The 21066-nt window shown below is 69.3% G+C and carries 20 protein-coding genes; 7 read left to right on the top strand and 13 right to left on the bottom strand.

The features are described from left to right. Positions 1-32 precede the first annotated feature (32 nt). A complete protein-coding gene (locus BLW00_RS01710) occupies positions 33-1424 on the bottom strand; it encodes a molybdopterin molybdotransferase MoeA (RefSeq protein WP_175494087.1) in 1392 nt (463 codons plus the stop codon). Continuing rightward, the gene (locus tag BLW00_RS01715; protein ID WP_092548269.1) at positions 1421-2518 is read right to left on the bottom strand and encodes a DUF6457 domain-containing protein; all 1098 of its coding nucleotides are present in this window, start codon (positions 2516-2518) and stop codon (positions 1421-1423) included. The genes BLW00_RS01710 and BLW00_RS01715 overlap by 4 nt, the downstream gene beginning before the upstream one ends. A gap of 123 nt (positions 2519-2641) precedes the next feature. On the opposite strand from BLW00_RS01715, the gene fdhD reads away from it, so the two are divergent. Together fdhD and BLW00_RS01725 are read left to right on the top strand one after the other, a co-directional pair. After that, entirely contained in the window at positions 2642-3577 is a 936-nt protein-coding gene (gene fdhD, locus BLW00_RS01720) for a formate dehydrogenase accessory sulfurtransferase FdhD (RefSeq protein WP_092548272.1), read from the top strand. Next, complete coding sequence (locus tag BLW00_RS01725) at positions 3574-5880, top strand: FdhF/YdeP family oxidoreductase (protein WP_092548275.1); 2307 nt, start codon at positions 3574-3576, stop codon at positions 5878-5880. The genes fdhD and BLW00_RS01725 overlap by 4 nt, the downstream gene beginning before the upstream one ends. Here the strand turns inward: BLW00_RS01725 and BLW00_RS01730 are convergent. Beyond that, complete coding sequence (locus tag BLW00_RS01730; protein WP_175494088.1) at positions 5877-6389, bottom strand: 8-oxo-dGTP diphosphatase; 513 nt, start codon at positions 6387-6389, stop codon at positions 5877-5879. The genes BLW00_RS01725 and BLW00_RS01730 overlap by 4 nt on opposite strands. A 113-nt stretch (positions 6390-6502) precedes the next feature. Here BLW00_RS01730 and BLW00_RS23255 point away from each other — a divergent pair, with 113 nt between their 5' ends. Then, positions 6503-6673 carry a hypothetical protein gene (locus tag BLW00_RS23255; protein WP_175494089.1) on the top strand — a complete coding sequence of 57 codons (171 nt, stop codon included), beginning with the start codon at positions 6503-6505 and terminating at the stop codon, positions 6671-6673. A 92-nt stretch (positions 6674-6765) separates the two neighbouring features. Beyond that, positions 6766-7035: a TraR/DksA family transcriptional regulator gene (locus BLW00_RS01735; RefSeq protein ID WP_092548281.1), complete on the top strand. Its 270-nt coding sequence runs from the start codon at positions 6766-6768 to the stop codon at positions 7033-7035. Between the two features lie 70 nt (positions 7036-7105). On the opposite strand, the gene BLW00_RS01740 is transcribed toward BLW00_RS01735, so the two are convergent. The 4 genes from BLW00_RS01740 to BLW00_RS01755 all read right to left on the bottom strand — a co-directional run bounded on the left by BLW00_RS01740 (position 7106) and on the right by BLW00_RS01755 (position 11033). Then, positions 7106-7408 (bottom strand): hypothetical protein, encoded by a 303-nt coding sequence (locus BLW00_RS01740; protein ID WP_092548284.1) that lies wholly within the window; start codon positions 7406-7408, stop codon positions 7106-7108. After that, complete coding sequence (locus BLW00_RS01745; protein WP_092548287.1) at positions 7405-7923, bottom strand: amino-acid N-acetyltransferase; 519 nt, start codon at positions 7921-7923, stop codon at positions 7405-7407. The genes BLW00_RS01740 and BLW00_RS01745 overlap by 4 nt, the downstream gene beginning before the upstream one ends. Before the next feature lie 87 nt (positions 7924-8010). Then, positions 8011-10527: an ATP-dependent Clp protease ATP-binding subunit gene (locus tag BLW00_RS01750; protein ID WP_092548290.1), complete on the bottom strand. Its 2517-nt coding sequence runs from the start codon at positions 10525-10527 to the stop codon at positions 8011-8013. A 101-nt stretch (positions 10528-10628) separates the two neighbouring features. Continuing rightward, positions 10629-11033 carry a DUF5684 domain-containing protein gene (locus tag BLW00_RS01755; RefSeq protein ID WP_092548293.1) on the bottom strand — a complete coding sequence of 135 codons (405 nt, stop codon included), beginning with the start codon at positions 11031-11033 and terminating at the stop codon, positions 10629-10631. 74 nt (positions 11034-11107) lie between these two features. On the opposite strand from BLW00_RS01755, the gene BLW00_RS01760 reads away from it, so the two are divergent. Beyond that, positions 11108-12142, top strand: coding sequence for a pirin family protein (locus BLW00_RS01760; protein ID WP_092548296.1), 1035 nt, complete (start codon positions 11108-11110; stop codon positions 12140-12142). Here BLW00_RS01760 and cls read toward each other — a convergent pair whose 3' ends face one another. The 5 genes from cls to BLW00_RS01785 all read right to left on the bottom strand — a co-directional run bounded on the left by cls (position 12143) and on the right by BLW00_RS01785 (position 18634). Next, positions 12143-13615 (bottom strand): cardiolipin synthase, encoded by a 1473-nt coding sequence (gene cls, locus BLW00_RS01765; RefSeq protein WP_092548299.1) that lies wholly within the window; start codon positions 13613-13615, stop codon positions 12143-12145. It lies immediately after the preceding gene. Between the two features lie 63 nt (positions 13616-13678). Continuing rightward, positions 13679-13861, bottom strand: a complete 183-nt coding sequence (locus tag BLW00_RS01770) for a hypothetical protein (RefSeq protein ID WP_092548302.1) — start codon at positions 13859-13861, stop codon at positions 13679-13681. An 18-nt stretch (positions 13862-13879) separates the two neighbouring features. Then, positions 13880-14077: a hypothetical protein gene (locus BLW00_RS01775; protein ID WP_092548305.1), complete on the bottom strand. Its 198-nt coding sequence runs from the start codon at positions 14075-14077 to the stop codon at positions 13880-13882. Between the two features lie 10 nt (positions 14078-14087). Next, positions 14088-15599 carry a lysine--tRNA ligase gene (lysS, locus tag BLW00_RS01780; RefSeq protein ID WP_092548308.1) on the bottom strand — a complete coding sequence of 504 codons (1512 nt, stop codon included), beginning with the start codon at positions 15597-15599 and terminating at the stop codon, positions 14088-14090. Positions 15600-15721: 122 nt separating this feature from the next. Next, the gene (locus BLW00_RS01785; RefSeq protein ID WP_139256579.1) at positions 15722-18634 is read right to left on the bottom strand and encodes a helix-turn-helix transcriptional regulator; all 2913 of its coding nucleotides are present in this window, start codon (positions 18632-18634) and stop codon (positions 15722-15724) included. A 123-nt stretch (positions 18635-18757) separates the two neighbouring features. Here BLW00_RS01785 and BLW00_RS01790 point away from each other — a divergent pair, with 123 nt between their 5' ends. Together BLW00_RS01790 and BLW00_RS01795 are read left to right on the top strand one after the other, a co-directional pair. After that, positions 18758-19255, top strand: coding sequence for a hypothetical protein (locus BLW00_RS01790; RefSeq protein WP_139256581.1), 498 nt, complete (start codon positions 18758-18760; stop codon positions 19253-19255). 104 nt (positions 19256-19359) lie between these two features. Then, positions 19360-20094 carry a LysM peptidoglycan-binding domain-containing protein gene (locus tag BLW00_RS01795; protein ID WP_092548317.1) on the top strand — a complete coding sequence of 245 codons (735 nt, stop codon included), beginning with the start codon at positions 19360-19362 and terminating at the stop codon, positions 20092-20094. Positions 20095-20104: 10 nt separating this feature from the next. Here the strand turns inward: BLW00_RS01795 and panC are convergent, their stop codons facing one another. Continuing rightward, positions 20105-21031 (bottom strand): pantoate--beta-alanine ligase, encoded by a 927-nt coding sequence (gene panC, locus BLW00_RS01800; protein ID WP_245741198.1) that lies wholly within the window; start codon positions 21029-21031, stop codon positions 20105-20107. Positions 21032-21066: the final 35 nt, after the last annotated feature.

Below are 21066 nucleotides of genomic sequence, written 5' to 3' on the forward strand. Positions count from 1 at the left end.
CGACCCACCAGAGGGGCGCGGCGCGGCGTGACTCACCAGGGCAGCCGGAGCACCTCGAGTTCGGCCCCCGCAGCCGCGCCGTCCTGGGGAACCACGAGCACTCCGTCGGCCTCGGCGAGGCCTCGGAGCATCCCGGCACCGTGCCAGGCGGTCGGGTGGGCCTGCCCGGCCACCAGACGATACGGTCGCAGCGTCGTCGGCGCTTTGCCCGCCGGCAGGGCCTCGGCCATCCGCACCCGGCCGAGTTCGGGCATCCCCCTCCCCTGCATCGCGGAGAGAAGCGGATGGGCGAGGGTCAGCAGTGCGAGCATCGCCGCGAGCGGGTTGCCCGGCAGCCCGATCACCAGCCGCCCATCGGGGAGGCGGGCGAGCAGGGCGGGCGCTCCGGGCCGCACGGCGACGCCGTCGACGAGGAACTCGGCGCCGGCCGCTCGGAGTGCGGGCCGCACGTGATCGGCCGAGGAGTCGCCGGTGCCGCCGGTGGTGACGATCAGTTCCGCGACGGGGCCGGGCACATCGGCGATCGATCGCTCCGTGAGGCCGGGCGCGGTGTATCGGATGCCCGGGAGGCCGGTCCGTCCTCCCGGGGGCGTCGCGGCCTCCGGGAGCAGTGCGCCCGGGGTTCCATCACCCGTCTCGTGGGAGCCTCGCAGCGGCACCGCGGCGAAGACCGCGAGCGTCGCACCGAAGTCGTCGCCGACGCGATGGCGGGCCACGACCTCGGCACCGAGCCCCGCGAGCACGGCCGGGAGCGTCGGCCCGAAGCTGTCGCGCACCGAGCCGGGGCCAGGAATGCCCCGCTCGACGACTTCGCCGCCAGTGAGAACGAGTGTCACGCGCGGCCGACTCACGACCTCGAGCGCGTCGTGGCCGCATCCGGCCGCCACGGCCACGTGGACCGGCGAGAGCACCGCACCCGCGCGGAACACCGTCTCCCCTGCCGCGGCCTCCGTTCCGGCGGGCCGGATGTGCAGGCCTTCGCGGGGCTCCCCCGTCGCACCGTCTGGCCCCACCGAGAGACGTGCCGGGCCGGTGCCGACGGCCTGACCCGTCTCGTCGCCGGCGGGGGCGAGCACGCCGTGCTCGCTGCGGAGCACGCCCCGGGTTCCGGGCGGGATCACCGCGCCGGTGACGATCGGCACCGCTTCCCCGGCCCGCAGAACACTCTGAGCGACATCCTCACGCTCGCGTTCGTCAGGCCCTTCAGCACGACGCTCCAGGATGCGCCACGGCCCGTCGCCCGCGACCGCCCAGCCGTCCATCGCCGACGACGCGTAATGCGGAACCGCCATCAGCGCGACGAGATCATCGGCGAGCACCCGGCCGACGGCATCCTCGAGGGCCACCGTCTCGGGCGCCCGGCGCCCGCCCGCCTCGTGCGCTCGGCGCCGCGCCTCCTGCCACGAGACCGTCGAGGCGCTCACGTCTCGCGCGCGACATCGGCGGTGCCGTCGTCCGACGACGCGACCTCTGCGGCGTAGGCCGCCGCGAGCCGTCGCGCCACCTCGCCTGCCCGCGTCGCCGCTGCCGCGGCATCCGCTCCATCTGCCGCAACCGCCAAGCCCGCGGCGTAGCCCACCACGAATGTCGTGAGGGGCGCCGCCGGCCGGCGCACCGCGTGCGCTGCCACCCCGGCGAGCCCGAGCACCTCCTCGATGTCGACCTCGAGCCCGTCGAGGCCGAGTCCGGCCGCCAGCCGTGCCACCCACCGGTCGAGCACGACGCCCTGCTCCTGGTCGTCGGGCGTCCACCCCTTCGGTTCACGCGCGTCCGTGTCGGCGCCGGGCACGACCGCGCCCTCGATCCCGTGCCGAGCTGCGTCGGCCCAGGTGTCGACATCGTCGGCCGATCCGCGCGGCACCTCGGCCACTCCGACGTTCAGCCCGTCGACCAGCCGCCGAACCGGCAGTCCGTCGAGATCGCCGGCCGCTCGATGGCGTGCCACGATCGTGGCGAGCGCCGCCGTGCGGTACATCGCGAGCAGATGCTGCTGCCGCCCCTCGTCGTCGACCGCTACGATCCCATCCGCCCCCCGCACCGCGTCGAGCTGATCGAGCCGCGCGTACTCGCCCACCGCCGCCAGCAGGGCGCCGACCGCGCCGTCGACCTCCGGCAGGTCGCAGGCCAGCACCAGCACGAAGTCGGAGTCCTCCTGCCCACCGGATGCACCCGCCAGTGCCGCGAAACCCGCCGCGATGCCCGCTGCCGGGCCCCCGAACGCCGGCTCCTCCCGTGCCACGACGATGCGTTCGCGATCGCCGTCGGCCGGTTCGCCCGCACCGGGCACGCCGGGTCGCGCTCGCTGTGCACCACTCGACTCCAGGGCATACGCCACATCGGCCGCGACATCCGCGACATCCGCCGCACCGACGACCACCACCCGTCGCGCGCCCCGTGACACCGCGCTCGCGACCGTCGCCGCCAGCAGCGAACTGCCCCGGAACCTCAGCCCGGCCTTCGGCGTTCCGCCGAGACGCGACGACCTCCCACCAGCCAGCACGATCGCATCGAACAACACGCCTCCACCCTAGACGGGGTCGCGAGCGCCCGTCTTCTCCTGCACAGACCGCCGAGCTCACCGACAGCTCCACAATTTCGGCCGTCGATTGCCCAGCAGCGCCACCGTGCCTACCCTGAACCCATGGGAAGAATCACCGCTCGACGCCGGGTCACCCGCATCACCGTCGGCGAATCACGCGTCATCCGCGAAGACACGCTCGCGGTGGAGGAGCCGCTCGAGATCAGGGTCGGCGGCCGCTCGCTCGCGATCACGATGCGCACTCCCGGCCATGACATCGATCTCGCGGCCGGCTTCCTCGTCTCCGAGGGCGTCATCCACCATGGCCACGACTTCGCCGCCGCCCGCTACTGCGCCGGCGCCACCGACGAGGGTGTCAACACCTACAACGTGCTCGACGTCACGCTCGCGCCGGGAGTTCCCGCGCCCGATCCCAGCCTCGAACGCAACTTCTTCACCACGAGCTCGTGCGGTCTCTGCGGCAAGGCCAGCATCGACGCCGTGCGCACCCTCTCGCACTACGAGGTGGCGACGGATGCGCTCACTCTCGACCCCGCACTCCTCGCCACCTTCCCCGACCGGCTCCGCGCGCACCAGGCCGTCTTCGAGAAGACCGGCGGGCTGCATGCGGCAGCGCTGTTCGACGGGCGCACCGGTGAGCTCCTCGTGCTGCGCGAAGACGTCGGGCGGCACAACGCGGTCGACAAGGTGATCGGCTGGGCGGCGAAGGAGAACCTCCTCCCCCTGCGCAGCACCGTGCTCATGGTGTCGGGCCGGGCGAGCTTCGAGCTCACCCAGAAGGCGTCGATGGCGGGCATCCCTCTGCTCGCAGCCGTCTCGGCGCCCTCGTCGCTGGCGGTCGAGCTCGCGATCGAGCTGGGCATGACGCTCGTCGGGTTCCTCCGCGGTCCGTCGATGGTGGTGTACAGCGGAGCGCACCGTCTCGTTGAAGCCCGGCCGGCATCGGAATCCACCCCGGCAGCCGCCGCCGCTGGGGTCGGCACCGCCGGAGCCGCCCCCGAATCCCCCGCCCGCGCCACCCAGGCGGCCCGCGCATGAGCAGCAAACCGCCGATCGCCGACGCCACCGACGCGCTCATCAAGGTCACCCTGCCCGGGCACGCGGCAGCCGGCATCCCTGGTGTCGTGCACTCGATGGGGCCGGCGCTCGCCCAGCTCGGCCCCCGCCGCACCCTCTCGCTCTTCACGTCGATCAACCAGAAGGAGGGCTTCGACTGCATGAGCTGCGCGTGGCCCGATCCGGATTCGCGCAAGACCCTCGAGTTCTGCGAGAACGGGGCGAAGGCGGTCATCTGGGAGGCCACGCCCGTCACCGTTCCCACCAGCTTCTGGGCCGAGCATTCGGTCGACGACCTGGCGACGAAGTCGGAGTACTGGCTGGGGCTGCAGGGCCGCCTCACCGAACCGGTCTACAAGCCCGCCGGGGCCGCGCACTACCGCCCGGTGAGTTGGAGCGAAGCGTTCTCCATCGCCGGCACGGCTCTTCGCGAGCTCGACACCCCCGACCAGGCCGCGTTCTACACCAGCGGCCGGGCCTCCAACGAGGCCGCCTTCGCCTACCAGCTGTTCGTGCGCGCCTTCGGCACCAACAACCTTCCCGACTGCTCGAACATGTGTCACGAGTCCACCGGCACGGCGCTCTCCGAGGTCATCGGCATCGGCAAGTCCACGGTGAGCTACGACGACTTCGAACAGGCCGACCTCATCATCGTGATGGGCCAGAATCCGGGCACCAACCATCCGCGCATGCTCACCGCGCTCGAAGATGCCAAACGAGCCGGAGCCTCGATCGTCTCGGTTAATCCGCTGCCGGAGGCGGGGCTGCAGCACTACAAGAATCCGCAGACGGTGCGGGGGCTCCTCGGCAAGGGAACGGCGCTGGCCGATCAGTTCCTGCAGATCCGGCTGGGCGGCGACATGGCCCTGCTGCAGGCCCTGTCGAAGCGGGTGCTGGATGCCGAGGCCGCGCATCCGGGAACCGTGCTCGACCACGAATTCCTCACCGAGCACTGCGTGGGCCTCGATGAGCTCACCTCCCACCTCGCCGAGCTCGACGAAGCCGCCGTTCTGGCCGCGACCGGCCTCACGAGCGCCGAGATCGACGCGTTGGCCGAACGCTACATCCGCGCCGATCGGGTGATCATCACCTGGGCGATGGGCATCACCCAGCACAAGCGGGCGGTGGCCGGCATCAAGGAGATCGTCAACCTGTTGCTGCTTCGCGGCAACATCGGCAAGCCGGGCGCGGGAGCCTCGCCGATCCGCGGGCACAGCAACGTGCAGGGCGACCGCACGATGGGCATCTGGGAGCAGATGCCCGACTCCTTCCTCGACGCCCTCGAGCGGGAGTTCGGCTTCGATCCGCCGCGGGCGCACGGTGTCGACGCGGTGCACGGCATCCGGGCGATGCAGCGGGGCGACATCAAGCTCTGGATCTCGCTCGGCGGCAATTTCGTGGGCGCCATCTCCGACACCGCGGCCGCCGAGGCCGCCATGCGCGGCACCGACCTCACGGTGCAGATCTCCACGAAGCTCAACCGCTCCCACGCGGTCACCGGAGCAGCCGCCCTCATCCTGCCGACGCTCGGCCGCACCGAGATCGATCGGCAGCAAGGCGGCGTGCAATTCGTCACCGTCGAAGACTCGGTCTGCGCGGTGCACGCGTCCCGCGGCCGGGTGGAACCGGTGGCGCCCGATCTTCTCTCCGAGGTCGCCATCGTCTCGCGACTCGCGCGCGCCACGTTGGGTGCCGACAGTCCCGTCGACTGGGCCGCCTTCGAGCACGACTACGACGTCATCCGCGAGCACATCGCGAATGTCGTGCCCGGATGCGCGGGGTACAACGAGAAGGTGCGCCGCCCTGGCGGCTTCGTGCTGCCCAACGGTCCCCGCGATTCGCGCACCTTTCCCACGACGGCCGGAAAGGCCATCCTCACGGTCAATGAGCTGGAGCCGATCGAGTGCCCGCCCGGTCGCCTGCTGCTGCAGACGCTGCGCTCGCACGACCAGTTCAACACCACGATCTACAGCCGCAACGACCGCTACCGGGGCATCAAGAAGGGTCGCGACGTCGTGTTCGTGAACCCCGACGACCTGCTCGAGCTGGGGCTCGAAGACGGGCAGCAGGTCGACGTGTTCAGCGAATGGCCGGGGCAGCCCGACCGCGAGTTGCGGGGGTTCCGCGTGGTGTCGTATCCGACGGCCCGCGGATGCGCGGCCGCCTACTTCCCCGAGGCGAACGTGCTGGTGCCGCTCGACAGCACCGCAGAAGGCAGCAACACACCGGTCTCGAAGGCCGTCGTGGTGCGGATCGAACCGGCTCGAGTGCCCGCGCCCGCCTAACCGGCCGAAAGCAGGTGAGGGTCGTGGAGTTCGTGCTCGGAGACCGTGCGGCAGTCCTCGCCGAAACGGAAGTCGCCGAGCACCCGTCCGCCCGCCAGCACGGTGGGGAGCCAGTACTTCGCGTCGTCCCACATCTCATCGAGCGGGAGCTCGTCGATCGGATACCAGGCGGGCGCGACCTCGTCGGATTCCGCGGGCTCGCCGGTCCAGCGCGAACCCACGAACACCGTCGAGTCCTGACTCCAGTTCTCGCGGTACGGAAACGCGAACTTCACCAGCCCCGCCTGCCGCAGATCAGCGGGATCGACCACGAGGCTCGACTCTTCCTCGATCTCGCGGACGATGGCGTCGCGTGCGTTTTCGCCGGGTTCGATCTTGCCGCCGAGCCCCACGATGTTGCCTGAGCCGAGTCCCGTCTTCTTGCGGCCGAGCAGCACCTCGGGGCGCCCGTCGGCGCGCACGCGCGTCAAGAACGCGACGCAGACCTGATAGGGAGACACCGGAGACATCTGTGGATGATAACCCGCGCATGTGTTCGGCATGTTTCATGAGGTTCGAGTGCGTCATCCGGTCGCCCGCACCGCACTGGGAAATGTCGGGGGCCCGGCGTACCCTCGGAGGCATGACCGATTTCATTGATCCCCTCGAGCCCGGTTCGTTCGAACACAACGGCCAACGTCCCGAGGTCGACGAAGACGAGCAGCAGGATTCGTTCGACAAGCAGGTCGAAGCCGAGTTCAAGGAGTACATCGGCGAAGCCCAGGCCACCGACGGCCCCGCCCCGGCAGGCTGACGACGCTCGAGAACGCGTATGCGGCGCCGATCGAGGCGCTGACGACCCTGCGCGCACGGATCCTCGACGACGTCGCCTCGCTCACCGAGTCGATGTCGGCCCTCCGGGTCGTGCGCGAGTCGTCGTCGGATGACGACGAGCACGATCCCGAAGGTCCCACGCTGTCCAGTGAGTGGTCGCGCATCCGGGGCCTGCTGTTGGAAGCCGAGGCCCAATTGGCCGAGACGGATGCCGCGTCGGCCCGGGTCGAGGCCGGCACCTACGGTCTCTGCCAGAACTGCGGCCGCCCGATCCCGCCCGCGCGCCTCGAGGCCCGCCCCGCGGCCCGCCTCTGCGTCCCCTGCGCTTCCGCCCTCACCTGACCCGCTACTCCGAGCTTCTTGCCCCTAAGCGACCCACAAGCGGGAACTTGGGGCGCTTAGGGGCAAGAAGTCAGCGAGCGGAACGCTCGCCCTCCGAATCGTCGGGCGCGTCGCCACCGAGCTCCCACGGGAGCGGGCCCTCGAGCTCCACCGGCTCCTCCGGCGGGGTGTCGAAACCACCCGGGCGCTGCACCCGGCCGAAGAACCCCATCTGATTCGACTTCGGGAGCACCGACTCGGCAGGGCCATCGAAATCCACCGGCGCATCCGGATCGCCCGATCCGGCGCGCCGGCGGCCGAAGTACCGGTCGCGCAGTCGCTCGTTGAAGCTCTTCTTCTCAGCGGGCGACTCGCCCGAACCCGAAGCGCTCATCGCAGGTGCTTCAGCATGCGCGTATTGCCGAGCGTGTTCGGCTTGACACGGGCGAGGTCGAGGAACTCGGCCACACCTTCGTCGGGCGAGCGCACGAGCTCGGCATACACCTCCGGGTCGACGAGCGACAGCGGCGACGCGGTGTAGCCGTTGCGCTCGAAGAAGGGCACCTCGAAGGTCAGACAGAACAGGCGCGAGAGGCCGAGCTCGAGCGCATCCGCCTCGATCCGCTGCACCAGCGCGCGGCCGATGCCCTGACCGAGCCAGTCATCGTGCACGGCGAGAGTGCGCACCTCGCCGAGGTCCTCCCAGAACACGTGCAGCGCCCCGCATCCCACCAGCACGCCGTTCTCGTCTTCGGCGACCCGGAATTCCTGAACGGCCTCGTAGAACACGACCGCATCTTTACCCAGCAGGATTCGTCGCTGCACCAGGGGCTCCACCAGCTCTTGGATGCGGGGAACGTCACTGGTGCGCGCCCGCCGTACGGAGACGAGCGACTTCTGGGTTGTCATCGAACCAGCGTACCTTTCGCCGAGACGTCAAAATCCGCGCTACCCCGAAGCGGGATGCGCGGATTCTGACGTCTCGCGGGAGGGGTTCTAGTCGAGGTCTCCCAGGGCTGCGGCGGCAGCGGCTGCCGAGACCTGCTCGTCGGTGCCGGCGCCGATGGCGACCGGCTCACGCGAACTCTGCAAGAAGGTGAACTTGCCGTCGACGAAGTCCACGTGAACGTGGTCGCCGGCGTTCAATTCACCCTGCAGGATGCGCTCGGAGAGCTGGTCTTCGACCTCGTGCTGGATCGCACGACGCAGCGGGCGCGCACCGAGCGAGGGGTCGAACCCGACCTCGATCAGGCGCTCCTTGGCAGCGAGCGTGAGCTCGATGGTCATGTCGCGGTCGAGCAGGCGATCGCGGAGGCGCTTGACGAACAGATCGACGATCTGCAGCAGCTCCACCTTGTTCAGCTGCGGGAAGACGATGGTGTCGTCGACGCGGTTGAGGAACTCGGGCTTGAAGCTCTTCTTCAGCTCCTCCGAGACCTTCGCCTTCATCCGCTCGTACGACGTCGACTCGTTGCCCGTGGCCTGGAAGCCGATCGGGGCACCCGTGATGTCCTTCGTGCCGAGGTTGGTCGTCATGATGATGACCGTGTTCTTGAAGTCGACCACGCGACCCTGGCCATCCGTCAACCGGCCCTCTTCCAGAACCTGGAGGAGCGAGTTGAAGATGTCGGGGTGCGCCTTTTCGATCTCGTCGAACAGCACCACGCTGAACGGCTTGCGGCGCACCTTCTCGGTGAGCTGCCCACCCTCTTCGAAGCCGACGAATCCGGGAGGGGCACCGAACAGTCGCGAGACCGTGTGCTTCTCGCCGTACTCCGACATGTCGAGGGAGATGAGCGCGTTCTCGTCGTCGAACAAGAACTCGGCGAGCGCCTTGGCGAGCTCGGTCTTACCGACACCGGTGGGGCCGGCGAAGATGAACGAACCGGAGGGGCGCTTCGGGTCTTTCAGGCCCGCGCGGGTGCGGCGGATCGTGCGCGAGAGCGCCGCGATGGCCTCGTTCTGGCCGATGACCCGCTGGTGCAGGGCCTTCTCCATGAACACCAGGCGAGCGGACTCCTCTTCGGTGAGCTTGAACACCGGGATGCCCGTGGCCTGAGCCAGCACCTCGGCGATGAGCCCCTCGTCGACGATTCCGGAGGTCTGCACGTCGCCCGACTTCCACTGCTTCTCGAGGCGCAGCCGCTCGCCGAGGAGGTTCTTCTCCTCGTCGCGCAGGGATGCGGCCTTCTCGAAGTCCTGGTCTTCGATCGCGGCTTCCTTCTGGCCGCGCACCGCGGCGATCCGCTCGTCGAACTCGCGGAGCTCCGGCGGGGCGGACAGGATCGACAGACGCAGGCGAGCGCCGGCCTCATCGATCAGGTCGATGGCCTTGTCGGGCAGGAAGCGGTCTTGCACGTAGCGGTCGGCGAGGTTCGCGGCGGCGACGATCGCGCCATCCGTGATCGACACCTTGTGGAACGCCTCGTACTTGTCGCGCAGGCCCTTCAGGATGTTGATGGCGTGCGGCAGCGACGGCTCGGCCACCTGGATGGGCTGGAACCGGCGCTCGAGCGCGGCATCCTTCTCGAAGTGCTTGCGGTATTCGTCGAGCGTGGTGGCGCCGATGGTCTGCAGCTCTCCGCGGGCCAGCAGCGGCTTCAAGATCGAAGCCGCGTCGATGGCGCCCTCGGCGGCACCCGCGCCGACGAGCGTGTGGATCTCGTCGATGAAGGTGATGATGTCGCCGCGGGTGCGGATCTCTTTGGTGACCTTCTTCAGGCGCTCCTCGAAGTCTCCGCGGTAACGCGAACCGGCGATGAGCGAACCGAGGTCGAGCGTGTAGAGCTGCTTGTCTTTCAGCGTCTCGGGCACGTCGCCGCGCACGATGGCCTGGGCGAGGCCCTCGACCACGGCGGTCTTGCCGACGCCGGGCTCACCGATCAGAACGGGGTTGTTCTTGGAGCGGCGGGAGAGGATCTGCATGACTCGCTCGATCTCCTTCTCGCGCCCGATCACCGGGTCGAGCTTGTTGTCGCGCGCCGCCTGAGTGAGGTTGCGCCCGAACTGATCGAGGATCTGCGAGCCCTTGTCGGGAGCCTGGTCGTTGCCGCCCACAGCCACCTGCTCCTTGCCCTGGTAGCCCGAGAGGAGCTGGATGACCTGCTGCCGCACGCGGTTCAGGTCGGCGCCCAGCTTCACGAGCACCTGAGCGGCGACGCCCTCACCCTCGCGGATGAGACCGAGCAGGATGTGCTCGGTGCCGATGTAGTTGTGGCCGAGTTGAAGGGCTTCGCGCAGCGACAGCTCCAGCACCTTCTTCGCGCGCGGCGTGAAGGGGATGTGGCCGGTCGGCTGCTGCTGACCCTGGCCGATGATGTCTTGCACCTGCTCGCGCACGGCGTCGAGCGAGATGTTCAGCGACTCGAGGGCCTTCGCGGCCACGCCCTCACCCTCGTGGATGAGACCGAGCAGGATGTGCTCGGTGCCGATGTAGTTGTGGTTGAGCATCTTGGCCTCTTCTTGGGCCAAAACGACGACGCGACGGGCTCGGTCGGTGAATCTCTCAAACATGTCTGTCTCCTTGGCCGCCAGGGCAGGATGACGACCGTTACGAAGAGACTAGCCAGCGAACGGGGGCCCGACAGCCCCTGTTCGCCGTGGGCGTGACGGAATCAGATCCGCGGGGCGGTGGAACCCGGGCCCAGGTAGGGGGCGCTGCCGAAGCCGAGCACCGGGTAACCGATGAACTGCAGCCACCAGAGCAGGAAGAAGCCGTAGGCGCCACCCTTGCCGAAGTTGCGGGCCACGTTCACCGCCACGATGATGCTGATCACGATGTTGACGATCGGGATGATGTAGAGGATCCACCACCAGCCCGGCTTTCCGGCCACCTTGCACAACGTGTAGATGTTGTAGAACGGGATGATCGCGGCCCAGCCCCGGCGCCCGGCCTTGAGGAACGTGGCCCACATGCCCGCGACGATCAGCGCCCAGACCACGAAGGCGAACACCGAACTCAGCGGGTCGAAGGAGTAACTGTAGGAGAAGGTGTTCTCTGCGACGGTCGATGCGATCATGGAGCCCCCAAGGCATGTCGATGGGCGAGCATTTCCCGCCGCTGCGCAAGCTTATTGGAGATTAGGATGCGGGCATGAGCAACCTCGAGAGACGACCCGCCGAGACCTGGGTCGAGTGCGACGCCGAGGTGTTCGGAACACCGGGTGCTCCCGAGATCATCCAGGCCCGCGAGGTTCCGCTCGGCGGCCCCCGCGCGATGACCGTGCACCGCACCCTGCCGAGCAAGCAGCGCACGATGATCGGCGCCTGGTGCTTCGTCGACCACTACGGCCCGAGCGATGTCGCGGAGACGGGCGGGATGGTCGTGCCGCCGCATCCGCACACCGGCCTGCAGACCGTGAGCTGGCTCTTCGAGGGCGAGATCGAACACCGCGACAGCGTGGGCAGCCACGCCTTCGTGCGCCCCGGCGTGCTGAATCTGATGACCGCGGGGCACGGGATCTCGCACTCCGAAGTGTCGACGGCTGCGACCACGATCCTGCACGGCGCCCAGCTCTGGGTAGCGCTGCCGGAGGCGAGCCGCCAGGTCCACCCGTTCTTCGAGAGCCACACCGCGGTGGCGACCCGCATCGACGATGCCGAGATCAGCGTGTTCGTGGGCGAGTTCGCGGGCGCCGCAGTCGGCGCCACCATCTTCACCGCCCTCTCGGCGGCCGAGATCCGCCTCCCGGCCGGCGGCAGCGCGGTGCTCCCGGTGCGCCCCGACCACGAGTACGGCGTGCTCCTGGACACGGGCCGGGTCACCGTCGACGGCGTGGCCGCAGAACGCACCGACCTCGTCTACACCGGAACCGGCCGCGAGACCCTCACGATCGCGGCCTCGGCGGATGGGCCGGCCCGCGTTCTCCTCATCGGCGGCGAGCCGCTCGACGAGCAGATCCTGATGTGGTGGAACTTCGTGGGCCGAAGCCACGAGGAGATCGTGGCATACCGTGCCGAATGGCAGCGCGAGTCGGGTGCCGGCGCCGCGGTCGGCGAGCCGGATGCGCTGCCACCCGGCTCCGCCCCCATCACGCGTCGATTCGGCGACACCGACCACCACTTCGAAGGCCCGCCCCTGCCGGCCCCGGTGCTGCCGAACGTGCGCCTGCAGCCCCGCCGCCGCTAGCTACTGGATGGCCGACGTGAGGCGCGCGAGGTTGTCGAGGATGGTCGAGCGCAGCGGCTGCTTGTGCCACTCATCCAGGGTGAGCTCTCGGCTCACCGCCCGGTAGCCGTCTTCGACCGCCCGCACGGCCTCCACGAATGAGCGCCCGCGCACCATCAGCGACACCTCCATGTTGAGGCTGAACGACCGCATGTCCATGTTCGACGATCCGATCACGGCCACCTCGTCGTCGATGGTGAAGTGCTTCGAGTGCAGGATGTAGGGCGCCTGGTACATGTAGATCCGCACGCCTGCCCGCAGCAGCAGCTCGTAGTAGGAGCGCTGGGCGTGGTAGACGAGCGCCTGGTCGCCGATCTCCGAGACGAACAGCTGCACCTCGACGCCGCGTTGGGTGGCGGTGGTGATGGCGTACATCATCGCGTCATCCGGCACGAAGTAGGGGCTCGTGATGATGATGCGCTCCTGCGCGTTGTAGAGCAGTGCCAAGAACAGCCGCAGGTTGTTCTCGCCCTCGAACCCGGGACCGGAGGGCACCACCTGCATGTCGAGCGCATCCTTCTGCTCGTCGACGATGTCCTCGGTGATCGCCCGGGTCTCGCGCAGCAGCAGCTCGTTCGACTCGCTGTACCAGTCGGTGATGAAGATGGCGTTGATGCCCGCGACGATCGGGCCCTCGAGCCGCGTCATCAAGTCCTGCCACTTCAGGCCGCGCTTGATGTTGCCCTTCTTGTTGTAGCTGCGGTCGACCACGTTCTGCGACCCCATGTAGGCGACGTCGCCGTCGACCACGAGGATCTTGCGGTGGTTGCGCAGGTCGGGCCGCTGCCACTTGCCCTTCAGCGGCTGCACCGGCAGCATGAAGTGCCATTTGACGCCCATCGAATTGAGCATCTTGACGGTCTTCTTGTGACCGGGGGCGCGAACGGATGCGATGTGGTCGAGCAGTACGCGCACCATCACGCCGCGCTTGACCGCGGCCTCGAGGGCGTCGAAGAACGGCTTGGTGGTCTTGTCGTACGACAGGATGTAGAACTCGGCGTGCACATAGCGCTGCGCGTTCTGGATGTCGACGGTCATCTGGCGGATCGCGTCGTCGTAGTCGCCCACCAGCGTGGCGTCGTTGCCGCCCACCAAAGGCATGGCGCCGAGGGTGCGGTTCAGTTCGACGACGTTCTTGAACCACGGGGGCCACGGGTCGTCGTCGCTGACCTGCTCGATTCCCTCGGTGGTCTCGATGATGAACTCGTTGATGGCGTACTGCTTGTCTCGCCGCGATTTCGGCAGCTTGTAGCTGCCGATCAGAAGAAAGAGCAGAAAGCCCACGTAGGGCAGCACGAAGATGGCCATGAGCCACGCGATCCCCGTGGAGGGTCGTCGGTTGCGGGGCACGACGATGACCGAGACGACACGGATGGTCAGATCGATCAGCAACAGCGCCAGCGCGATGAATCCCGCGACATCAGCTCCCGACAATGCGGCCTCCCCCTCGTCAACCTCTCAGGGATACCGTATCGGGTGCGGGAACTCCGGATGTTCCTATTCGGCGGCGGCCTTCTCCAGCGGCAGGCCCAGCTTCGCGCGCTCCTCGGCCTCGATCTTCGCGAGGGCCTTGCGCTCGGACTTGTCGGAGCGGATGAGGGCGCGCATGATGAACCAGAACACCAGCCCGATCAGAACGGTCGGGGCCAGTGCGAACACGGCGGGCCAGAAATCATCCATCAGCGTAAGGATACCCGCTCAGTGGGTGAGGACGCCGTACAGCCCGCTGCCGATGAGGTAGAGACCCACTCCGCCCACCACGATCCAGATCACGATCCGCGCGTTCGACGGCCGGTTGGGCTTCTTGTCGCCGCCGTCGCCGTCGCCCGATCCGTCACCATTTTTGCCCGGACCGTCGGGGAACTCGTCTTTCTTGCCGAAACCGAACATGCTCATCCGTGCATCCTCATTTCACCAGCGGGAACAGGATGGTCTCGCGGATGCCGAGGCCCGTCAAGGCCATCAGCAACCGGTCGATGCCCATGCCCATGCCGCCCGAGGGGGGCATGCCGAATTCGAGAGCACGCAGGAAGTCTTCGTCGAGGCGCATCGCCTCGTCGTCGCCGGCCGCGGCCTGCTTCGCCTGCTCGACGAAGCGCTCGCGCTGGATGACCGGGTCGACCAGTTCGGAGTAGCCGGTGGCCAGCTCGAACCCGCGGATGTAGAGATCCCACTTCTCGACCACCCCCGCGATGGAGCGGTGCGCGCGGGTGAGGGGGCTCGTCTCCACCGGGAAGTCGAGCACGAAGGTCGGCCGCACGAGCGAGCCCTTCACGAAGTGCTCCCAGAGTTCTTCGACGAGCTTGCCGTGGTTCGGCAGGTGCACGGAGACGCCCTCGCGATCGGCAATCGCCTGGAGCTCGGCCACCGGAGTCTGCGGGGTGATGAGGATGCCGGATGCCTCCGACAGCGACCCGTACATGCTGATCCGGTCCCACTCGCCGCCCAGGTCGTACTCGGTGCCGTCGGCCCAGGTCACGACGTGCGACCCGGCCACGGCGAGCGCCGCGTTCTGGATGAGCGACTGGGTGAGCTCGGCGATCGAGGTGTAGTCGCCGTAGGCCTCGTAGGCCTCCAGCATCGCGAACTCCGGGCTGTGGGTGGAGTCGGCGCCCTCGTTGCGGAAGTTGCGGTTGATCTCGAACACCCGGTCGATGCCGCCGACCACGGCCCGCTTGAGGAAGAGTTCCGGCGCGATGCGGAGGTACAGCTCGGTGTCGAAGGCGTTCGAGTGCGTGACGAAGGGGCGGGCCGCGGCGCCGCCGTGCATCGTCTGCAGCATGGGCGTCTCGACTTCGAGGAACTCGCGCTCGGTGAAGGTGCGGCGCAGCGACGCCATGGCCTGGGCGCGGGTGCGCACCATGTCGCGGGCCTGCTCGCGCACGATGAGATCGAGGTAGCGGCTGCGCATCCGGGTCTCCTCCGAGAGCTCGGAGTAGACGTTGGGCAGCGGCAGGATGGCCTTCGACGAGATCTTCCACTCGGTGGCCATAACGCTCAGTTCTCCGCGGCGCGAGGAGATGACCTCGCCCGAGAGGAAGAGGTGGTCGCCGAGGTCGACGAACTCCTTGAACGCGGCGAGCGACTCCTCACCCACGGCGGCGAGCGAGATCATGCCCTGGATGCGCGTGCCGTCGCCCGACTGCAGCGTCACGAAGCAGAGCTTGCCGGTGTTGCGGAGGAACACCACGCGCCCGGCGATGCCGACCGTCTCGCCCGACACGGCGTCGGCCTCGAGCCATCCCCACTTCGCGCGCACGGCGGGGATGGTGGTGGTGACCGGAACGGAGACCGGGTAGGCCTCGACACCCGACTCGTTGAGCTTCTCGCGCTTGGCCAGGCGCACGGCCTTCTGCTCGGAGACCTCTTCCTCGGTGGGCTCGGCCGGGGCAGTGCTGGGCGCGGATGCGTCGGTCATGCTGAACGGGTCTCCTCAAGGTCGCCCTTAGTTTACCGACCGCTGAGCCCGGGCCCGCCGACCCGTCAGTTGGTGCCGCTATCAGCGCTCCAGAGCGACACCAAGTGACGGGTCGGCGACGCTCACTCCGCGTCGCGGGCGGAGGCGAACCAGCTCGCGATCTCGGCGCGGCGGGTGGCGCCGAGCTTCGCGAGGATGTGCTCGACGTGCACCGACGCGGTCTTGGGCGAGATGGAGAGGGCACTGCCGATCTCGCGATTCGTCGAGCCGGCCGCCACGAGCCGGGCCACCTCGAACTCGCGCGCGGTGAGCGGTCCGGCCGAATCCTCGTCGCCGCGGCGTTCGGCCTGGCGCGCCAGGCGGAGCAGCAGCCGCGCTCCTGCCCCCTCGGCCCGGCGTCGCGCGTCGGCCAGGAAGGCGTCGCACTGCGCCGGCCGCCGCGACCGGGAGGCGCAGCGGGCCTGGTCGACGAGCACTTGTGTGCCCTCCCAGAACCGGCCGTGGGCATCCCACGACGCCGACACCTGGCGAAGAGTCGCGCGGGCGGCATCCGTGCGGCCGTCGCTCAACTGCAGGAGGGCGTCGGCGTGTTCCAGGGCCGGCAGGGTGCCCGGGATGCCGCGGAGCTCGAGCAGCACGCGGCACCGTTCCCGCCAGTCCCGCGCTGCGGCGGGGTCGCGGGCGGCGAGTCGCGCCCGGACGCCGGGGACCACGAAGGGGTAGAGGTAGGCCGCGTCGCCGACGAGCGCCGACGACTCGTACGCCCGCTCGGAGAGCGCGATGGCTGCCGTCGTGTCGCCGCGGGAGACCGCGAGTTCGGTGAGTCCCCAGAGCGCGGGCGAGAGCCGTTGCAGCTCGCCCATGCGCTCACCGATCTCGAGCGCCTCGGTCAGCAGCTCTTCCGCCTGCTCGGGCTCGTCGCGGCCCACGGCGAGGTAGCCGAGCACGTGCAGTGCCGTGATCCGCGTGGTGATGCCGCCGCCCTCGGCGAGGGCCCGCAGCGCGAGTGCCTCCGCCTCCGCCCAGCGCCCCTGCGCCCAGCGCACGTGGGCGAGATGGGCGGTGAGGTAGTGGTGGTCGTTCCAGTTCTCGGTGGTGGCGGCGTAGCGGATGCCGTCGGTGAGCATCCGCTCGGCGCGCGGGTACTCCACGAGCACCGAGGCGGAGCTGCCCGCCATGCGGTAGGCGCGAGCGGTCTGCGGCTCGAACCCGGCGGCGGTGCCTTCAGCCACGGCGTGCTCGAGCAGGGCCCAGCCCTCCTCGCCACGACCGGCGAACACGAGGATCGCGCCCAGGGTGGAGTCGATGTCGACGCCGAGGCAGTCGTCTCCGACGCTGCGGGCGAGGCCCTGTGCTTCTTCGCCGAACGCGAGACCGGTGTCGAGCCGGCGATCGAGCATGTGGGCTGCGGCCAGCGCACCGAGGAGCTCCGCCCGCACGGCCGGCGGAGCGCCCCCGGGCAGGGAGTCGAGATCGTCGAGGGCCCCCTGCAGCAGTGCGCAGCGCGCCTCGCGCGTGTCGCCGAGCAGGTGGCGAGCGGCCGCGAGCTGAGGCACCAGCCGCGCGGCCGAGATCGGATCGCCGCGATCGCGGTACAGCTCCACGGCGATCCGGAAGTGGTCTGCAGCGGCCTGGATGTCGTCGACCGCGGCGAGCTCGCGCGCGAACTCCCCGTGGATGACCGCCTCATCCGACCCCCGCGCATCCGCGCCGTCATCGAGTCGCCAAGAATTGTCGGAATCAGGCCGCTCATTCCGACCATTCTTGGCGACTCGATCGTGGTCGACGCTCGGAAGGGTGCGCAGGGCTCGGGCATAGAGCTTCGCCGACTCGCGGTGGGCCGACACGCGTGCGGCCAGGCGCGCCGCCTCCAACGCGAACGGATGCGCACGGTCGGGCAACTGAGCCAACTCGTACTGCTCGGAGATGTAGGCGGGCCGCGCGTGCCGCACGATCGCGGCCTTCGCCACCTCCTCGTGCAACGAGCGTCGGCGGATCGGCGGCAGGTCGTCGTGCACGACGTCGCGCACGAGGGCGTGCCGGAACTCGAAACCCGCGTCGGTCTCGACGATGAAGTAGCGGTCGAGCAGCGACTTCATCGCGCGATCGACCACGCGGTCGTCGTCGCCGACGAGGTCGGTGAGCAGCACCAGGTCGAAGCGGCATCCCACGATGGCGGCGGCCGACAGCACGTCGTGGGTCGACGGATCGAGCGAGTCGGCCCGCGCACGCACGGCATCGGCCAAGGTGTCGGGCACGCGGTCGCCCACGCCGGCCACCAGTAGTTCCTCGATGTGGAGCGGGATGCCGTCGCTGCGACTGTGCAGGAGCTCGACGAACTCCGACGACGGCACGGCGCCGGTGAGGGCAGTCACGAGCTCGCCGGTCGCCGTGAGGTCGAGTCGCGGTATCCGCACTTCGTCGGCCAGGCGCTGGGCGAGCAGGCGGCCTCGCCATTCGGCGAGAGCGGTGCCGGCGTAGACCTCGTCGGTGCGGTAGGTGCCGATCACGAGACCCGGGGTGGTGAGGAGTTCGGGCGCGAGCCGAGCGAGCACGTCGAGGCTGAGCTCATCCGCCCAGTGCAGATCTTCGAAGCGCAGCACCGTGGGCGCGTCTCCCAGCACCTCGAGCAGCACGTCGACGAGGTCGCGCAGCAGCACCCGGCGGGCGAGAGCGTCGCTGTCGTCGCGGGAGCCGAGCAGGAGCGACCGCAGGTGTTCGGCGTGCGCCGGGTCGCCGTGACGCCCCAGATCGTCGGCGAGGTCGAGCAGGATCGAGCCGCCCACCTGCGCGTCTTTCGGCCAGAGGGAGGCGCCGAGGATGCGACCCGACTCGCCGATCCGCGCCGAGAACTCGCGCACCAGCCGACTCTTGCCGATGCCCGCTTCACCGGCGAACAGCAGCAGGCGCCCGTCGCCCTGCACCGCGCTCTGCCAGCGCTGGAACGCCAGGTCGACGAGCCCGCTCCGGCCCACGAGTGACCCGTGCCCCACGGCCACGCCGTGGTCGGCCCACACCGTGTCGATGCCGATCACGCCAACATTGTAGATCCGCTCGCGCTCCGGGTCACGGGTTGGCGGCTGCCGTTTGGGAACGCGGGTCCCATCCGATTCCGCTATCGTCGTGCCCAGAATCGCACGACGCGACGGGGGTGGCGGATGTCTCACGGTTCGACATGCGGGGCAGCGCGGCTCACGATGCTGCCGGCCGCAGCCGTCCTGACCGTGCTGCTCGCCGGATGCGTGATCGGCGCAAGCAGCGCCGGTTCGTCCGAGACGACACAGGCGGCCGATCCCTCCCGCCCGGTCGAAGAACTGCCGACTCGTTCACCCACGCCCACGCCCATCCCTGACCCCGACCCGATCCGCGTCTCGGGCGAGGGATCGGCAAGCGTCGACATCCCGAACCCCTATTTCCCCTTCGCCCAGGGTCGCGATCGTCTGAGCTTCGATGGCCGCTTCACTTGCGACGGACCGGGCGCGTTCCATGTGCAACTCCTGCCCGAGTCGACCGGTGTCGTCATGGGCGGCTCCGGGTGCGGCGGCGCGGGCGGCGGTTACCAGATGCCGATCGAGCGATCGCAGCAGGTCTACACGGTGGAGATCACCGTGGAGCCCGGCACCACCTGGACCTTCGCGGGACAGCTCTCGCGATGAGGCGTCTGCCCCCGAGGGTGCGATCGGCGGCGGCAGCCGTCGGCCTGGTCGCGCTGCTCGCGGGATGCGCAAGCAGGTCGGACGGGACCGGAGACGATGAGCCGATGATCAGCCGGCCGCCCTCGTCGTCTCCCGTCCCCTCTCCCGCCCCGGCGGCCGACCCGGCGCGCTGGGCGCCGGTTCCGGTTTCCCCCGGGTCGGTGCTGGGCACCGGCACGCTGACATCCCCGGGCGGCGCCCTCACGGGCACCGTCGAGGTGACGTCCGACCATGACGGCGGGGTCGAAGTCGTGCTCTCAGGCTTCGCGACGAGCGACCCGCGGATGCTGCAGGCCACGTTCTCCTCGACGCCTGGCGCGACCTTCAGCTGCTACAACCCCGAAGGCTACGCGTTCGCCCTTCCGACTCTCGGACCCGAACCGGACCAGGAGTTCCCGATGGGACGGCTCGACGACCTCCCCTCGTCCGACCCGAGCTTCCTCGACAGCCTCGTGGTGTACGCGGTGCCGGAGGCGGCGGAGGTCGGGGTGGACGGATGCTACGGCGACATCCTGGCGATCGCCGAGATGCAGTGGAACAGCACCCAGGACATCCCACCGGCGGTCGACGCCGGAGCCCGTGCCGGAGCATCGGGAACTGTGGAGCTCACGGCTGCCGGCACTCCTGCGACGTACCAGGTAGCCGCCGGCGACACCCTCAGCGACATCGCCGAGCGATTCACCCTGGATCCGGAGGTGATCCTCTACCTCAGCGCCGGCCGCATCAGCCCGCAGGGCATCGTCGACGACGAGACGGTTTACGCGGGCGAGACCCTGAAGCTCGACGCCTCAGCGCGCTGACCGGGGCGGGTCAGCCGAGGTAGAGGGCGGCGTTGTCGATCAGGCGGGTGTCGCCGACGCGGGCCGCCACGATGGCGCGTGCGGGGCCGTGGTAGTCGTCGTCGACCGGGAGGAAGGTCTCCGGATGCACGATCGCCAGGTAGTCGACCTCCACCAGGGCCTCGCCCATCGCCGCCGATTGCGCCGCTGCCAGCACCGCGTCGATACCGCGGTCGGCGGCCGATTCTGCGGCCTCGAGCATGTGCGGCAGCGTCAGCGCGGCACGACGCTCGCGCGCATCGAGGAAGCGGTTGCGGCTCGACAGCGCGAGCTCGTCGGGATCGCGCACGGTCTCGACCACCTCGACCTGCACGGGCATGTTCAGGTCGGCGATCATCTGCGACACCAGGAAGACCTGCTGGGCATCCTTCTGACCGAACAGGATGTGCTGCGGACCGACCGAGTTGATCAGCTTCGACACCACGGTGAGCACGCCGTCGAAGTGTCCCGGTCGGCTGCGGCCTTCGAAGAGCGTGCCGACGCGGCCCGCGGTGACGCGGGTCTGCTGGTCGCCGTGCGGGTACAACTCGTCGACGAGCGGCGCGAACACGATGTCGACCCCGTGGCCGGCCAGCGTGCGCAGGTCTCCTTCGAGATCGCGCGGGTAGCGCTCGAGGTCGGCCGGATCGTTGAACTGCAGCGGATTCACGAAGATCGACACCACCACGACGTCGGCGATCTCGGCAGCGCGGTCGACGAGCGCGAGGTGCCCGGCGTGCAGGGCGCCCATCGTGGGCACCAGCGCCACGCGCGCGCGACCCGACGCCGAAACGGCAGAGCCCGCGGCCCCTGTGGCCCGGCGCGTCGCCGCGTCGTCGATCTCGCGGCGGACATCCGCCACCGTCAGAGCGACGATGGGGGTGTCGGCGGCGAGGGCATCCGTAACGGCTTGGGGCACCGGAACTCCTTCAGCTGCGCACGTGCTCGCGGTCG

This window comes from Herbiconiux ginsengi, from assembly GCF_900107435.1.
GTDB lineage: Bacteria > Actinomycetota > Actinomycetes > Actinomycetales > Microbacteriaceae > Herbiconiux > Herbiconiux ginsengi.

What these genes read in the sequence shown, in the direction of transcription:
- BLW00_RS01730 (WP_175494088.1), bottom strand. Translation starts at nt 6,389, where the DNA reads ATGTCTCCGGTGTCTCCCTATCAGGTCTGCGTCGCGTTCTTGACGCGC.
- BLW00_RS01790 (WP_139256581.1), top strand. Translation starts at nt 18,758, where the DNA reads ATGTCTCACGGTTCGACATGCGGGGCAGCGCGGCTCACGATGCTGCCG.
- BLW00_RS23255 (WP_175494089.1), top strand. Translation starts at nt 6,503, where the DNA reads ATGACCGATTTCATTGATCCCCTCGAGCCCGGTTCGTTCGAACACAAC.
- lysS (WP_092548308.1), bottom strand. Translation starts at nt 15,599, where the DNA reads ATGACCGACGCATCCGCGCCCAGCACTGCCCCGGCCGAGCCCACCGAG.
- BLW00_RS01740 (WP_092548284.1), bottom strand. Translation starts at nt 7,408, where the DNA reads ATGAGCGCTTCGGGTTCGGGCGAGTCGCCCGCTGAGAAGAAGAGCTTC.
- BLW00_RS01725 (WP_092548275.1), top strand. Translation starts at nt 3,574, where the DNA reads ATGAGCAGCAAACCGCCGATCGCCGACGCCACCGACGCGCTCATCAAG.
- BLW00_RS01750 (WP_092548290.1), bottom strand. Translation starts at nt 10,527, where the DNA reads ATGTTTGAGAGATTCACCGACCGAGCCCGTCGCGTCGTCGTTTTGGCC.
- BLW00_RS01735 (WP_092548281.1), top strand. Translation starts at nt 6,766, where the DNA reads ATGTCGGCCCTCCGGGTCGTGCGCGAGTCGTCGTCGGATGACGACGAG.
- BLW00_RS01760 (WP_092548296.1), top strand. Translation starts at nt 11,108, where the DNA reads ATGAGCAACCTCGAGAGACGACCCGCCGAGACCTGGGTCGAGTGCGAC.
- BLW00_RS01755 (WP_092548293.1), bottom strand. Translation starts at nt 11,033, where the DNA reads ATGATCGCATCGACCGTCGCAGAGAACACCTTCTCCTACAGTTACTCC.
- fdhD (WP_092548272.1), top strand. Translation starts at nt 2,642, where the DNA reads ATGGGAAGAATCACCGCTCGACGCCGGGTCACCCGCATCACCGTCGGC.
- BLW00_RS01745 (WP_092548287.1), bottom strand. Translation starts at nt 7,923, where the DNA reads ATGACAACCCAGAAGTCGCTCGTCTCCGTACGGCGGGCGCGCACCAGT.
- BLW00_RS01770 (WP_092548302.1), bottom strand. Translation starts at nt 13,861, where the DNA reads ATGGATGATTTCTGGCCCGCCGTGTTCGCACTGGCCCCGACCGTTCTG.
- BLW00_RS01795 (WP_092548317.1), top strand. Translation starts at nt 19,360, where the DNA reads ATGATCAGCCGGCCGCCCTCGTCGTCTCCCGTCCCCTCTCCCGCCCCG.
- BLW00_RS01775 (WP_092548305.1), bottom strand. Translation starts at nt 14,077, where the DNA reads ATGAGCATGTTCGGTTTCGGCAAGAAAGACGAGTTCCCCGACGGTCCG.